Genomic DNA, 13,150 nt, shown 5'->3' with positions numbered 1-13,150 from the left:
TATAAGGAGGCACGAGCCGCTCTCGAGGCTCACAGCCCGGACACGGCCTGGGCCGTGGGCTTGGGCAGGGGCGCCCGCGTCGCGCTCGCCGCCCACAGCGCGGGCGAGGCGGGAGACACGGCCTGGGGCTCGGGCTCGGCTTCGAGCACGGGCCCGGGCTCGGCGGCCTCGGCGCCGATGTGCACCCGGCGGATCAGCGCGCCCAGCGGCTCATAGAGCCAGCTGCACATCCACCAGAAGGGCGCGTAGTCCAGGCGGATCAGCCCATTCACGCTCCACTGCGAGGCCGAGTAATCCCACGGGCAGCGGCCAATGAGCCCCACCAGCAGCGCCCCCGTGGCGTACTCCACCGCGAAGCACAGGGCCATGCCCACCAGCGCCCGCGTCGCCCGGGTCAGCCCAGCGCGCTGCAGCCCCAGGCTGAGCCGCTCGCCCAGCAGCAACCCCACGCCCCAGATGGGGTGCATCCACAGGTACGAGTACCCCTTCAGCCGCAGGTCCCCCGCCCCCGAGGCCAGATCCACCACCGAGGTGAAGAAGCACTCGATGCACCAGCCGATGAGCCCGTAGACGACGAACCGCCCGAGCAGGCCCAGCCTCTGTCCCCCCGGCCCCGCCCACCCCGCGCTCGCGCCCCGCCCGCCGCTCATCCATGCCTCCCACGCTCCGAAGCGTGAGGGAACATGGGTGCCGCCCCCCACGAGCCGCAAGGCACATAGTGGACACTGACTTGCGTTAACGCGGAAAACCCGGGCAGACTGTTCACCCCGAGTCGCTCACCTCCTCACAACCCCCGGAGTACCAGACATGTCCCAGGACACCGCCGCGGGCCCGAAGCGTGGGCTCAAGCGTCCCATCGAAGTGGTCCGTGCCGAGCTCCTCAAGGATGCGGACACCAAGCGCATCGCCAAGGCGGTGGGCATGGAGCTGGAGGCCTACGTGGAGCTGGTGCTCCAGTACGCCCAGGACAAGGACAAGGAGCCGGTGCTCGACGTGGTGGAGGACGAGGAGCTGCGCGCCAACGGCTTCAACCCTCCCACCGAGGAGCAGGTGGCCCAGGTGCTCATCGCCGCTGCCAAGGGCGAGCTGGGTGTCAACCAGGAGTTCCAGAAGTCCGACTTCCAGGCAGCCTCGACGCCCAAGAAGGGGCCCTCGCTCTCGGGCGAGTCCATCCCCGTGGCCACCCCCCCGGCGGACTCGGCGAAGAAGCGCTAGCCCCTCCGGGGTGGAAAAATGATCGCGAAATCAGCTCGCAGGAAACCTTTCCACCTCCGCTCCGATAACCTTTTTGTACCTTCACTCTTCTAAAAACCTTCTGAAAGCGAGTCAGCCATGAGCTTCTTCTCCAGCATTGGCAATGTCCTCAAGTCCGTTGGCAGCGTGGCCTCCAAGGTCAGCAGCGTGGCCGGCAAGGTCGCCGACATCGGCGGCAAGATCCTCCAGGTGGCCCAGAAGCCCCTGGGCGAGCTGACCGCCCCCCTGAAGAAGCTGGCCGGTGGCTTCCTGGACAAGCTCCCGTTCGGTCTGGGCAACTTCGTCAAGCCCTTCGCTGAGAAGCTCATCGACAGCGGCGCCAGCTTCCTGTCCAAGAACGTCCTGGGCGCCACGGGCCTGCTGGGCAAGGCCACCAAGACGGTGGGCGATGTGACCAAGCTCGCCGAGGGCATCAAGGGCGTGGCGGACAAGGTCGGCGCCTTCGCCAACAACCCGCTGGGCCAGGGCAACTTCCAGCAGCTCATCGCCCAGGCTCACGCCGCGCACATCTTCTAGTCGTAACGCGGCGCCTGTCCGGGCTGCATGACCAGGGCCGGTCCCTTATGCGGGGACTGGCCCTTTGTCTTTTCCGGGGAGGGTGTCGGGAGATGCGGGGTGATGCAGGGAAGTGGAGCTGATCAGCCGTTCTCGCGGGCGAGCCGATCGGCGTCGTGCAGCAGGCGCTCGAAGGCGTCGTCATCGGCGCTCTCGTAGTAGCCGCGGATCTCTCCGGTGCCGTCCACGAGGACGAAGTGGTTGCCGTGGAAGATGCCGAGCACGTCGGCCTCGTCCATGGACTCGCGGCCCATGGAGATCTTGAAGCTGTTGACGACGGTGTCCTTGAGGGCGGCGTAGTCGCCGGTGAGGAAGCTCCAGCGGGCGGCGTTGGCGCCATGCTTCTGGGCGTAGGCGGCCAGGCGCTCGGGGGTGTCGTAGGCGGGATCCACCGAGAACGAGACGAGCTGGAGCTTGGGGCCGAAGCGGTCCGTCTCCTTCTGCACGCGCGCCATCTTCCGGGTGAAGGCGGGGCAGACGGTGGGGCAGCGGGTGAAGATGAAGTTGGCCACGTAGGGGTGGCCGCGCAGCTGGGCCGAGCCGAACGGGGTGCCGTCCTGGCGGGTATAGGTGAAGTCCGGCAGCGTGCCGAGCTTCGGCAGGGGTTGGGACTGGGCGCGCACGTAGCCGAGCGACAGCGCCAGCAGGCCGAGCGCCATGACGGAGACGCCGAGCCAGAGGGCGGGGTGGCGCAGGAGGGAAGGCTGCTGGGGGACAGGGGCGGCGGTGTCAGCGGACATGGCGAGCACGGACTGCTAGCGAAAGTCCTCGGGGAGCACAAGTGACGGCGTGACGCGGCGCGGTGGCTGGAGGGCGGGGGAGCGCCTGGGCGGAGCGCGCAGCGGGCGAGCAGACATGTGGGCCGTGAGGGGCCCGGGTGGCGGCGGCGCTTGAGGGGAGGGAGGGGGCATGGTAGCCGGTGGCGCTTGCCGATGCCCTGTGTGCCAGCCGTCCTCGGAGTGATCGCCGAGCCCTCCCCTTGGGAGAGGGCGGGAGCGAGGGAGCCGCGTGTCGCGGGAGGCTCGCGGCGCGCCTGGGAGGCGTGGGCCGTGCGGCTCGCGCCGGTGCTGGCGTTGGCGTTGAGCCTGGTGCCGGGGTGGGTGCTGGCGTGTCCGACGTGCGCGGAGCGGGCGCCGGAGGCGGCGGGGCGCTCGGCGTTGCTGGTGGGCGCCATGCTGCTGTTGCCGTTCCTGCTGGTGGCGCTGGGGGTGTGGGCGGCGATCAGGGCCGCGCGAGGTGATGCCAAGAGGAGCCAGTGATGGACGCCGCGCCAGGGACGCCCGGAGCCGAGCCTCGCCACACGGTGGCCACGGTGGCATTGCCCGAGGATGTGAGCGCCAACGGGCACCGGATTGATCAGCTGCTGGAGCTCAACCACCGCTTCGACTTCATCCTGGCGGTGGTGATGCTGGGGTGGCTGGGGTTGATGCTGTGGCGCTTCCGAGGGGCGCGCAAAGTGGCCCCGGATGGCGGGACGCGGCGCAGCCGGGCGCTGGTGATGGTGACGGCGCTGACGATCTTCGGAGTGGTGGATGGGACGATGTTCGCGCGCTCGCTGGGGTACCTGGATGACGTGCTGTGGAACTTCGAGGTGCCCGAGGGCAACCCGGCCACGGTGCGCCTGGAGGTGAACGCGCGGCAGTGGGCGTGGGAGGTGCGGTACGCGGGGGAGGACGGGCGCTTCAACACGGCGGACGACGTGGTGACGTGGAGCGACGTGCGGGTGCCGGTGGGCGTGCCGGTGTGGGTGCAGCTGGCGTCCACGGACGTGGTGCATGGGTTCTCGCTGCCGAACTTCCGGGTGAAGCTGGACGCGATTCCGGGGCGGGTGAACCAGACGTGGTTCCAGGCGGCGCGCGAGGGCACGTGGGAGGTGGCGTGCTACGAGCACTGCGGCACCAGCCACTACAAGATGCGAGGCACGCTGACGGTGATGACGCCCGAGGCCTACGCGACGTGGCTGCGCGAGGCGAGCCGGCAGGCGGCCCACGTGTATGACAGCGCGGACACGGCGGCGCACTGGGGCTGGGAGTGGAGGCCGAAGCCATGAGGCTGTTCTCCACGGACCATAAGGTGGTGGCGCGGCAGTTCCTCTGGGCGGGGCTGGGCTTTCTGGCGGTGGGCGGGCTGCTGGCGATGATCATCCGCTGGCAGTGGGCGTACCCGGGGCGGCCGGTGCCGGGGCTCGGGTGGGCGCTGCCGAGCTCGGGCGGGGCGATTACGCCGCCGGCCTACACGGGCGTGTTCACCATGCACGGGCTGATGATGGTGTTCTTCGCCATCGCCCCGCTGCTGATTGGAGCGCTGGGCAACTTCGTCATTCCGCTGGCGGTGGGCGCGCGGGGGATGGCGTTTCCCCGGCTGACGGCGCTGGGCTTCTGGGTGTTCGCCACGGGTGGGGCGCTGGTGCTGGCCTCCTTCTTCGTGCGGCTGGGGACGGCGAGCGCCGCGTGGACGAGCTACCCGCCGCTGTCCACGCACGTGTTCACCCCGGGGGTGGGGCAGACGCTGGTGATGCTGGGCGTGGTGTGCTCGGCGCTGTCGTCGTTTCTGGGCGCGGTGAACTACGTGGTGACGGTGGTGCGCTGCCGGGCGCCGGGGATGACGTGGCTGCGGCTGCCGCTGACGGTGTGGGGGCTGTTCCTCACGTCGGTGCTGAACCTGCTGTTCATCCCGGTGGTGGCGGCGGCCACGGGGCTGCTGTTGCTGGATCGGCTGGCGGACACGCGCTTCTTCCTCGAGGGCGCGGCGGTGGCCCACGGCGGCGACCCGATGCTGTACCAGCACCTGTTCTGGATGTTCGGGCACCCGGAGGTCTACATCCTCATCCTGCCGGGGTGGGGGATGATCGGGGACCTGGTGGCCTTCTTCAGCCGGCGGCCGGCGCACGGGTACCGGGGCACGGTGCTGGCGATGAGCACCGTGTCGGTGCTGTCCGGGCTGGTGTACGCGCACCACCTCTTCACCAGTGGGCTGTCGCCGATGCTGGGCCGGGCGTTCAGCACGCTGACGCTGATCATCTCGCTGCCCTCGACGGTGATGTTCCTCAACTGGCTGGTGACGGTGTGGCGCGGGAGCGTGCGGCTGACGGCGCCGCTGCTGGCGGCCGTGTCGGCGATGGTGGTGTTCGGGCTGGGAGGGATTACCGGCCTGGCGCTGGGAGCGGTGGCCACGGACATCCCGCTGCACGGGACGATGTGGGTGGTGGGGCACTTCCACCTGACGATGGGCGCGGCGAGCTTCCTGGCGGTGTTCGCGGGGCTGTACTTCTGGTTCCCGAAGATGTTCGGGCGGACGCTGCACGCGGGGCTGTCGAAGACGCACGTGGTACTGACGGCGGTGCTCTTCCTCTGCGTGTTCGGCGGGCAGCTGCTGGCGGGGTATTCGGGGCAGCTGCGGCGGCTGTATGACCCGTACCAGTACCAGTACCTCCAGCACCTGCTGACGCTGAACAAGGCGACGAGCCACGCGGCGTTCCTGCTGGGGCTGACGCAGCTGCTGTTCGTGGTGAACCTGGTCTGGTCGCTGCGCAGAGGGCCGGTGGCGGACGCGAACCCGTGGCAGGTGGGGACGCTGGAGTGGACCTGCGCGCCGAGCCCGCCGCCCGCGAACAACTACGCCCGGGTGCCGGTGGTGGTGCGAGGCCCGCACGAGCTCTCGCAGCCGGAGGGGCTCGAGCTGCTGGGGCGTGACTGGATCGGCCAGGCGGAGGAGCTGCCCGGAGAGACGCGCCGCACCGAAGCGGGAGCGACGGAGCTGGCCTCGCCGCTGCCGAGCGCGGGAGGTGTCGGATGACGCCCGCGGAGACTCCCGCTCCCCCCGCGCGAGCAGACGAGGGGACAGCTTGGCTCGGAGTGATGGTGGGGCTGAGCGCCTGGGCGATGTTCTTCGCGGCGCTGGCGTTCTCGGTGGGCTACCTGCGGATGCGCGAGCCCTGGCCTCTGGCGGGCATGCCTGTGCTGCCGAAAATCCTCCCGGCGGTGGCAGTGCTGCTGCTCGGAGCGGCAGGGGCCTTGCTACACGTGGGAGGGCGGGCGGCGCGTGTCACGCTCTATGCGGCGGGAGCGCTCGTGGCGCTGGTGGGCTCGCTGACGGTGCAGGGCTTCGTGCTGGGCACGTTGTGGAGCGCGGGGCTGAAGCTGCCGCAGGGCGGAGCGTACGCCTCGGCGGTGTACGGGCTGGGAGGGCTGCACGGGGCGCACGTGCTGGTGGGGATGCTCGGGTTGATGCGAGAGCTGGTGCGCGGCGTGCGAGGCCGGGAGGTGCGCGGGGCGCTTCGGCTCTGGGCGCTCTACGGGTTCTTCCTGGCGGCCACGGGGCTGATCCTCTTCGCGGCGGTGTACCTGCCATGAACGCCACACGCGCGCTGATCATGATCTCGGTGCTCGCTGCCATGGGGGCGGGCTGCAGCTCGCAGGCGCCGAAGCTCGAGCCGCTGAAGCTGGGCGACGGGCGCACGATTGCGGCGGAGACGCTGGAGCGGGGGCGGGACGTGTACGCGTACTACTGCGTGTCCTGCCACGGTGAGCGAGGGGATGGGCAAGGGCCCTCGGCGGTGGGGATGCGTCCGCCGCCGAGGAGCTTCCGGCAGGGGCTGTTCAAGTTCGGCGGAGTCTCGGCGGGCGAGCTGCCCATGGACGAGGCCCTCAAGCGCACGGTGCGGCGCGGGCTGCACGGCACACCGATGCAGGGGTGGGGCGTGCCGGAGGCGGATGTCGAGGCGGTGGTGCAGTACCTGAAGACGTTCAGCCCGCGCTGGCAGCAGGAGGCGCCGGGCACGCCGCTGGCGGCCTCCGCGGATCCGTGGAAGGGCCGCGAGGCGGAGGCGGTGGAGCGAGGCAAGGAGGTCTACCACGTGGCGGGCAAGGGGCATGCGGGGTGCTCGGGCTGCCACATCTCGTATCTGCCCAAGCCGGAGCTGGAGGCGCTCACGGAGCAGGTGACAGGGCGCAAGGTGGACCTGAGCAAGGCGGATCCATACACGCAGCAGGCGAGGGACTCGGACTACGCGGTAGCGGTGGACGCCAAGGGCGAGGTGGCGCAGACGGCGAAGGTGTTGCCGCCGGACTTCCTGATGCACCGGCTGCGCACGGTGTGGCCGCTGGGAGCGACCGTGGAGGGCTCCGAGTACACCCTGGAGCGACAGCGAGAGGATCTATACCGAGTCATCTCCGCGGGAGTGGGCGGAGCGGCGATGCCCACGTGGAAGGGCGCGATCCCCGAGGAGAACCTGTGGGCGCTCGCGTACTACGTGCAGACGCTGGTGAACCAGCGGGACACGCCCGAGGGCCGCGCGTTGAAGGAGCGACTGCGCAACCCGGCGAAGTGACACACGCGGCCTTCCCTCAGGACCGGTAGGTTCACCTCGGAACCCTGCTACCGGGTATGCCTGCCCGGCGGGACGGCCCACATCGGGGTAGCCGAGACCCAGCCCCCGAGGAGGAATAGCCTGTCCACAGGAGACAGTTCGCTCGCCACAGCCGCGAATCTTTCCTCCGGACTCTGCTAAGCCTGGACAGTCGCCATGCGGATCCCACTCCTGCCTCCAGTACCGCAGCAGCCAGGCGTCGGGACGCCGGCGGGAGGCGACCCTTGGTTTGATCCGCTCCTGGACAGCATCACCGACGGCATCGTCTCGGTGGATCGAGACTGGCGCATCACCTATCTCAACTCCGTCTCCGAGCGTCTGGCGGGCCGCTCGCGCGAGTCGGTGCTGGGCCACGAGCTCTGGAAGGAGCTGCCCGAGCTCGACAACACCCCGTTCGCCTCGGCCTTCCGCGAGGCCATGGTCTCCGGCGAGCGCAGCACCCTCACCGACTACTACCCGCCCACGGACTCCTGGTTCGAGGTGCGCGTGTTCCCCTCGAGCGCCGGGCTCGTGGCGATCATCCGCGACATCACCGACACCCGGCAGGCGGAGGTGGAGCGGCTGCGGCTGCTGGCCGCCGAGCGCGCCGCCCGCGAGGACGCCGAGCGCACCACGACTCGGCTCGCGCGCCTGCAGGAGCTCACCGCGCAGCTGTCCGGGGCGAACTCGCCGGAAGAGGTGATGTCCGTGGCCGTCGAGAGCATCATGGCCGCGGTGGGCGCCAACATGGCCACCGTGGGCCTGCCCGTCCAGGGCCAGCAGGTGCTGCGAACGGTGGCCTACAACGGCTGGTCGCGTCAGCTCTACCGGGACTTCCAGCTCATGCCGCTGGATGCGCCGCTGCCGCTGCCCCACTCGTACAACACCGGCGAGGCCGTGTGGCTCGAGTCCCCCGAGGCCCTGGCCGCCCGCTACCCCAACCTGCTGCACGTCATGCTGGAGCAGACGCCGGCGCGCTCGGTGGCGAGCATGCCCCTGGTGGTGGAGGCGAAGATCATCGGCGTGCTGGCGCTGTGCTTCCCCGAGCCGCGCGCCTTCTCCGGAGACGAGCGCGAGTTCCTCCTGGCCCTGGCGCGGCACTGCGCGCTGGCGATGGAGCGCTCGCGGCTGATGGCGGAGGTGGAGGCCCAGCGCTCCCGGCTGGAAGAGCTGGTGATGCGCGCCCCGGCGATGATGTTCCTCACCCGCGGCCGCGAGCACCGCTTCGTGCTCTGCAACCCGCGCCAGCGCCAGTTCCTGGGCGGCAAGGACCTGACCGGGCGCACGATGCGCGAGGCCATGCCGGAGCTGGAGGGGCAGGGGCTCTTCGAGGCGATGGACCGGGTGTACGCCACCGGCGAGGCCTTCGTGGGCAAGGAGTTCCCGGTGCGCCTGGGCGGCAAGGGCCAGGACGTGCTCGCGGCGGAGGCGTACTTCGACTTCGTGTACCAGCCGCTGCGCAACGCGGAGGGGCAGGTGGAGGGCGTCGCCTCGTTCGCCTTCGACGTGACGGATCAGGTGCTGGCCCGGCGCACGGTGGAGGAGCTGCTGCGGGACATGGCGCGCAGCGAGGAGCGCTTCCGCGCCTTCCTCACCTCCACCTCGGAGATCATCTGGGACATGCCGCCCGAGGGCGAGTTCGACTCGGATCAGCCGGGGTGGCGGGCCTTCACGGGGCAGGAGCGCGAGGAGCTCTTGGGCTGGGGCTGGCTCAGCGCGGTGCACCCGGAGGACCGGGAGGCCATGGAGGGCTCGTGGCGCCAGGCGGTGGCGGCGGCGGCGCCCTACCAGGGGGAGGTGCGGCTGCGGCGGCATGACGGGGTGTACCGCCACATGCAGGTGCGCGCGGTGCCGGTGCTGGAGCCGGACGGCTCGGTGCGCGAGTGGGTGGGCAACCACCGCGACATTACTCGCCAGCGCGAGGACGAGGCGGAGCGGGCCCGGCTGCTGCGCCGCGAGCAGCACCACCGGGTGCAGCTCGAGGGGCTGGCGGAGGCCTCGCTGGCGATTGGCCAGGCGGCGTCGCTGGATGGGGTGCTCCAGGTGATCACGGAGCAGGCGCGCTCGCTCATCGGCGCGCACCAGGCCGTCACCAGCCTGACGACGGGCGAGGACTGGGCGCAGGCCATCCACACCGTCTCGCTGTCGGACAAGTACGCGGCGTGGCGGGGGTACTCGGCGCGCACGGATGGGACGGGCCTCTACGCGGAGGTGTGCCGGACCAACCGCCCGCTGCGGCTGACGCAGGTGGAGCTGAGGACGGATCCGGCGTGGCGGGCCTTCAGGGGGAACGGGGCTGGGCACCCGCCCCTGCGCGGCTGGCTGGCGGTGCCGCTGGTGGGCCGCAACGGGCGCAACCTGGGGCTCATCCAGCTGTCGGACCGGTACGATGGAGACTTCACGTCCGAGGACGAGGCCATCCTGCTGCAGCTGGCGCGGCTGGCGGCGGTGGCCATCGAGAACGCGCGATTGATTGCCGAGTCCCAGGCGGCCAACCGCGCCAAGGACGAGTTCCTGGCGGTGATGAGCCACGAGCTGCGCACGCCGCTGACGGCGGTGCTGGGCTGGACGCAGATGCTGCGCACGCGGCGGGACGACGTCTCGGTGCGGGAGAAGGGCCTGGAGGTCATCGAGCGCAACGCTCGCTCGCTGGCGCAGCTCATCGAGGACGTGCTGGACGTGTCGCGCATCCTCACCGGGAAGCTGACGCTGCACCGCAAGGCGGTGGAGCTGGCGGGAGTGGTGCAGGCGGCGGTGGAGGTGGTGCGGCCGCGTGCGGAGCAGAAGGGCGTGACGCTGGCGGTGGAGCTGGCGGCGGGGGTGGGGCAGGTGACGGGAGACCCCGGGCGGTTGCAGCAGGTGTTCTGGAACCTGCTGGTGAACGCGGTGAAGTTCACGCCCGCCGGGGGCCGGGTGGAAGTGCGGGTGGAGCGCGGGGACTCGGAGTGGCGGGTGCGGGTGACGGACACGGGGCAGGGCATCCGCGCGGAGGCGCTGCCGCACCTGTTCGAGCGCTTCTGGCAGGCGGACGGCAGCAGCACGCGCGAGCACGGCGGGCTGGGGCTGGGGCTGGCCATTGTCCGGCACCTGGTGGAGCTGCACGCCGGGGCGGTGGAGGCGGCGAGCGCGGGGCTGGGGCACGGCGCTACGTTCACGGTGCGGCTGCCGGTGCCGGCGCTGCTGCCGGAGCCGGAGCGAGCGGGCGCCACGGAGAGCGCGGTCTCCACGGTGCGGCTGGACGGGGTGCGGGTGCTGCTGGTGGAGGACGCGGCGGACGCGCGTGAGCTGATCACGCTGCTGCTGCGCGAGCGCGGCGCGGAGGTGAACGCGGCGGCCCACGGGCGCGAGGCGATGGAGCGCCTGGAGGCGGTGTTGCCGGACGTGCTGATCTCGGACATCGGGCTGCCGGGAGAGGACGGGCACGCGCTGCTCAAGCGGATCCGCGAGTGGGCCGAGGCGAGGGATCAATGGATCCCGGCGATCGCGCTCACGGCGTACGCGGGAGCGGAGGATGCGCGCCGGGCCTACCGAGCGGGGTTCCAGGTACACATGGCCAAGCCGCTGGAGGCCGACGCGCTGGTGGAGTCCGTGGCGCGGCTGGCGGCCAGGGACCAGGACAAGACCCCCACGCTCTCTTCCGTGACTCCCGGGAGAGGTTGAGTGCGGGCCCGTCCAGGTCGACGCGTCAGCGACTTATGAGGTAGGCTCTGAGGACCCGCCCTGGTACGTCAGACCGGGTGACTATGCTCGCTTCTCATGGAAACGGGCGTGGAGGTCGAGGAAAGAAGCATGGGAAAGAGGCCAGCCACCTACGCGGACTTGGAGGCACTCCCTCCAAACGTGGTGGGAGAGATTGTCGAGGGCGAGCTGTACGCCAGCCCTCGGCCGGCCATTCCCCACACGGTGGCGGCTTCGCAGCTCGGAGGCGAGCTGATCGGTCCCTTCAATCGAGGGCGTGGAGGACCCGGAGGCTGGATCATCCTTGATGAGCCGGAGCTGCACTTCGGCGAGGATGTGCTGGTGCCAGACCTCGCGTCTTGGACACGCGAGCGCATGCCTCAGCCGCCGCGCACGGCGGCCATCTCCCTGGCTTCGGACTGGGTCTGCGAGGTGCTCTCGCCGTCCACGGTGGCCCTGGATCGAGGAGCCAAGCTGCGGGTGTATGCGCGCGAGGCAGTCCGCCACGTGTGGTGGGTGGATCCGGTGGCGCGCACGCTGGAGGTGCTGCGGCTGGAGGGGACTCACTTCCTCCTGTTGGACACGTACACGGGCAATGCCGCCGTCAGCTCCCGAGACGTGGGCTCAGGGCTCGGTCTCAGGCGCCTCGTCCGGGGGTGCCTCGTCCGGGGCGAGCCACCCGGGCGTGCGAGTGAAGAAGGCGCCCAGCAGGAACCCGAGCCCCGCGACCAGCGACACATAGGTGGACAGGTGGGAGAGCGGGTGCCCGGTGGTGGCGAGCTGCAGGGCCAGGATGATCAGCCAGATGGCACCGGTGATCGTCATTGTGATCAGGCCGAGCCGTTGCAGGTACCGCATTCGCAGCGCTCCCCCCAGCACCGACATGAAGGTGGGACCCAGCAGCAGGCTGAGGACGATCAGCCCGAGCACTTTGTCCGGTTCGGACTCCCTGCCCAGGAGCTCGAGCACGGGAGGCACACAGGTGATGGATTGAATGATGAAGCCGGCCAGCGTGGCGATCAAACCGGGGACGGGGAGCTCCTGCGGGAGGGCCGCGCGGCGGCCGCCGAACGCCTCGGGAGGGATCTCGAGCGCATAGGGATAGCCCATGTCGAGCAGGGCCTGCACCGCGACGGCTCGCACGGGGGTTCCCTCACTGCCCACCATGTCGCCCACCTCTTCGGACTCGATGAGGGAGAGCAGGAGGTCGGCTCGGGAGCGCGGGGACTCGTTCTCGGACAGCGGGCGGGCGAGCCCTTGCAGGAGCGCGTCCACGTCGGATCTCATCACTCCGGGCGCGCGCACCACATCCAGCAGCACGGCCAGCGAGTGTGTGCTCGGCAGGGCGCCGATCGTCTCGGGGCCGGAGTCGTCAGAGGGCCGGGGAGGGCGGACGCGTTCCATCGCGGGCCCAGCTTACCTGCGAGCACGGGGTGTCCGCGCCTGCGCTGCGAGAAAAGGTTCACTGAAGCCCCCTTGCCCAGCGAGGGAGCGGGCGGCGGCGGGAGCAGGGCATGCGCCGCGTGAACACCGTTCCGGCGACATCCTTTTCACAGGCCGAGCGAGGGACGCATGGCGATGGAGCGAGCGCAGCGGTTCGTGGACGCACTGGCGAAGCTGGAGGAGGGCGGGGAGCTGGAGCCCCTGGTGTCGCTCTTCAGCGACGACGCGCAGGTGAGCAACGCGGCCTCGCAGCGCATGTTCTCCGGGCGCGAGGGGGCTCGCCAGTTCTGGAAGGAGTACAAGGGCACGCTGGCGCGGGTGAAGTCCACCTTCCGGAACATGATCGAATCGGCGGACCGGGTGGCGCTGGAGTGGGAGACGCAGGGCACGGCGCACAACGGCTCGGCGGTGAGCTACGAGGGCGTGTCGATCCTCGAGTGGGACGGCGATCGGATCCGGCGCTTCTTCGCGTACTTTGATCCGGGGCTGCTGGGGCGGGAGATGGCGTACGGGACGGCGCAGCGCTCGGAGCCCCCGGCTACCACGCCGGCCTGAGCCGCGGCGCTGGGGCCTTCATGACACCCCGTTTCGGGCAAGCGGGTCCTGAAGGACTGGGCGCGCCTGGCCCCAACCCCGCGTGACTGCGAGGTTTGTGAGGGCCCGAGGACTGCGCGGGTCTCGGCCCTGGGATTGCTATGCAGCCCGGTGTGCTCCGCGGCCCTCCTCACCGAGGGCTCAGGGATGGGCGGAGTGCCGTCAACCCGCGTGGCCGCACGGCTGAGGGATCTTGGGGGATGCCTCAGCCTGCGCGCCCGCGGGAGTTGGTCAGGTCAGCCGGCTCCAGAAGGAGCGCTTGGAGGAGATGCGATCCAG

General features: G+C 70.5%; 12 protein-coding genes and 1 pseudogene. 10 read left to right on the top strand and 3 right to left on the bottom strand.

Annotated elements, in window-relative coordinates:
* Nucleotides 1-29 precede the first annotated feature (29 nt).
* Nucleotides 30-650: a putative ABC transporter permease gene (locus ACJ8AT_RS21990; protein WP_407739759.1), complete on the bottom strand. Its 621-nt coding sequence runs from the start codon at nucleotides 648-650 to the stop codon at nucleotides 30-32.
* Between the two features lie 157 nt (nucleotides 651-807).
* Here ACJ8AT_RS21990 and ACJ8AT_RS21985 point away from each other — a divergent pair, with 157 nt between their 5' ends.
* Both ACJ8AT_RS21985 and ACJ8AT_RS21980 read left to right on the top strand, forming a co-directional pair.
* Entirely contained in the window at nucleotides 808-1,215 is a 408-nt protein-coding gene (locus ACJ8AT_RS21985; protein ID WP_407739758.1) for a hypothetical protein, read from the top strand.
* Nucleotides 1,216-1,332: 117 nt separating this feature from the next.
* The gene (locus ACJ8AT_RS21980) at nucleotides 1,333-1,770 is read left to right on the top strand and encodes a hypothetical protein (RefSeq protein ID WP_407739757.1); all 438 of its coding nucleotides are present in this window, start codon (nucleotides 1,333-1,335) and stop codon (nucleotides 1,768-1,770) included.
* Nucleotides 1,771-1,892: 122 nt separating this feature from the next.
* On the opposite strand, the gene ACJ8AT_RS21975 is transcribed toward ACJ8AT_RS21980, so the two are convergent.
* Nucleotides 1,893-2,549 carry an SCO family protein gene (locus ACJ8AT_RS21975; RefSeq protein ID WP_407739756.1) on the bottom strand — a complete coding sequence of 219 codons (657 nt, stop codon included), beginning with the start codon at nucleotides 2,547-2,549 and terminating at the stop codon, nucleotides 1,893-1,895.
* Nucleotides 2,550-2,858: 309 nt separating this feature from the next.
* Between ACJ8AT_RS21975 and ACJ8AT_RS21970 the strand changes: the two genes are divergently transcribed.
* The 7 genes and pseudogenes from ACJ8AT_RS21970 to ACJ8AT_RS21940 all read left to right on the top strand — a co-directional run.
* A complete protein-coding gene (locus ACJ8AT_RS21970) occupies nucleotides 2,859-3,068 on the top strand; it encodes a hypothetical protein (RefSeq protein ID WP_407739755.1) in 210 nt (69 codons plus the stop codon).
* The gene (locus ACJ8AT_RS21965; protein ID WP_407739754.1) at nucleotides 3,068-3,859 is read left to right on the top strand and encodes a cytochrome c oxidase subunit II; all 792 of its coding nucleotides are present in this window, start codon (nucleotides 3,068-3,070) and stop codon (nucleotides 3,857-3,859) included. The genes ACJ8AT_RS21970 and ACJ8AT_RS21965 overlap by 1 nt, the downstream gene beginning before the upstream one ends.
* Entirely contained in the window at nucleotides 3,856-5,604 is a 1,749-nt protein-coding gene (locus ACJ8AT_RS21960; RefSeq protein ID WP_407739753.1) for a cbb3-type cytochrome c oxidase subunit I, read from the top strand. Before ACJ8AT_RS21965 ends, ACJ8AT_RS21960 begins: the two co-directional genes overlap by 4 nt.
* Entirely contained in the window at nucleotides 5,601-6,161 is a 561-nt protein-coding gene (locus ACJ8AT_RS21955) for a cytochrome C oxidase subunit III (protein WP_407739752.1), read from the top strand. The genes ACJ8AT_RS21960 and ACJ8AT_RS21955 overlap by 4 nt, the downstream gene beginning before the upstream one ends.
* Nucleotides 6,158-7,138 (top strand): c-type cytochrome, encoded by a 981-nt coding sequence (locus ACJ8AT_RS21950; RefSeq protein ID WP_407739751.1) that lies wholly within the window; start codon nucleotides 6,158-6,160, stop codon nucleotides 7,136-7,138. The genes ACJ8AT_RS21955 and ACJ8AT_RS21950 overlap by 4 nt, the downstream gene beginning before the upstream one ends.
* Nucleotides 7,139-7,333: 195 nt before the next feature.
* Nucleotides 7,334-10,816: a PAS domain-containing protein gene (locus ACJ8AT_RS21945; RefSeq protein WP_407739750.1), complete on the top strand. Its 3,483-nt coding sequence runs from the start codon at nucleotides 7,334-7,336 to the stop codon at nucleotides 10,814-10,816.
* Between the two features lie 129 nt (nucleotides 10,817-10,945).
* Nucleotides 10,946-11,440, top strand: a pseudogene (locus tag ACJ8AT_RS21940) (Uma2 family endonuclease); the annotation flags it as partial.
* A gap of 18 nt (nucleotides 11,441-11,458) precedes the next feature.
* Here ACJ8AT_RS21940 and ACJ8AT_RS21935 read toward each other — a convergent pair.
* Nucleotides 11,459-12,238 carry a hypothetical protein gene (locus tag ACJ8AT_RS21935; RefSeq protein WP_407739901.1) on the bottom strand — a complete coding sequence of 260 codons (780 nt, stop codon included), beginning with the start codon at nucleotides 12,236-12,238 and terminating at the stop codon, nucleotides 11,459-11,461.
* 168 nt (nucleotides 12,239-12,406) lie between these two features.
* Here ACJ8AT_RS21935 and ACJ8AT_RS21930 point away from each other — a divergent pair, with 168 nt between their 5' ends.
* The gene (locus ACJ8AT_RS21930) at nucleotides 12,407-12,832 is read left to right on the top strand and encodes a nuclear transport factor 2 family protein (protein ID WP_407739749.1); all 426 of its coding nucleotides are present in this window, start codon (nucleotides 12,407-12,409) and stop codon (nucleotides 12,830-12,832) included.
* The last annotated feature ends 318 nt before the right edge of the window (nucleotides 12,833-13,150 follow it).

The sequence above is a fragment of the Hyalangium sp. genome, assembly GCF_045802625.1.
Lineage (GTDB): Bacteria > Myxococcota > Myxococcia > Myxococcales > Myxococcaceae > Hyalangium.
Note: the sequence above shows the minus strand (reverse complement) of the source record. Positions and strands in the feature narration are given on the sequence as shown.

Coding starts and splice junctions, on each gene's coding strand:
- ACJ8AT_RS21990 (WP_407739759.1), bottom strand. CDS start 650: ATGAGCGGCGGGCGGGGCGCGAGCGCGGGGTGGGCGGGGCCGGGGGGA.
- ACJ8AT_RS21985 (WP_407739758.1), top strand. CDS start 808: ATGTCCCAGGACACCGCCGCGGGCCCGAAGCGTGGGCTCAAGCGTCCC.
- ACJ8AT_RS21980 (WP_407739757.1), top strand. CDS start 1,333: ATGAGCTTCTTCTCCAGCATTGGCAATGTCCTCAAGTCCGTTGGCAGC.
- ACJ8AT_RS21975 (WP_407739756.1), bottom strand. CDS start 2,549: ATGTCCGCTGACACCGCCGCCCCTGTCCCCCAGCAGCCTTCCCTCCTG.
- ACJ8AT_RS21965 (WP_407739754.1), top strand. CDS start 3,068: ATGGACGCCGCGCCAGGGACGCCCGGAGCCGAGCCTCGCCACACGGTG.
- ACJ8AT_RS21960 (WP_407739753.1), top strand. CDS start 3,856: ATGAGGCTGTTCTCCACGGACCATAAGGTGGTGGCGCGGCAGTTCCTC.
- ACJ8AT_RS21955 (WP_407739752.1), top strand. CDS start 5,601: ATGACGCCCGCGGAGACTCCCGCTCCCCCCGCGCGAGCAGACGAGGGG.
- ACJ8AT_RS21950 (WP_407739751.1), top strand. CDS start 6,158: ATGAACGCCACACGCGCGCTGATCATGATCTCGGTGCTCGCTGCCATG.
- ACJ8AT_RS21945 (WP_407739750.1), top strand. CDS start 7,334: ATGCGGATCCCACTCCTGCCTCCAGTACCGCAGCAGCCAGGCGTCGGG.
- ACJ8AT_RS21935 (WP_407739901.1), bottom strand. CDS start 12,238: ATGGAACGCGTCCGCCCTCCCCGGCCCTCTGACGACTCCGGCCCCGAG.
- ACJ8AT_RS21930 (WP_407739749.1), top strand. CDS start 12,407: ATGGCGATGGAGCGAGCGCAGCGGTTCGTGGACGCACTGGCGAAGCTG.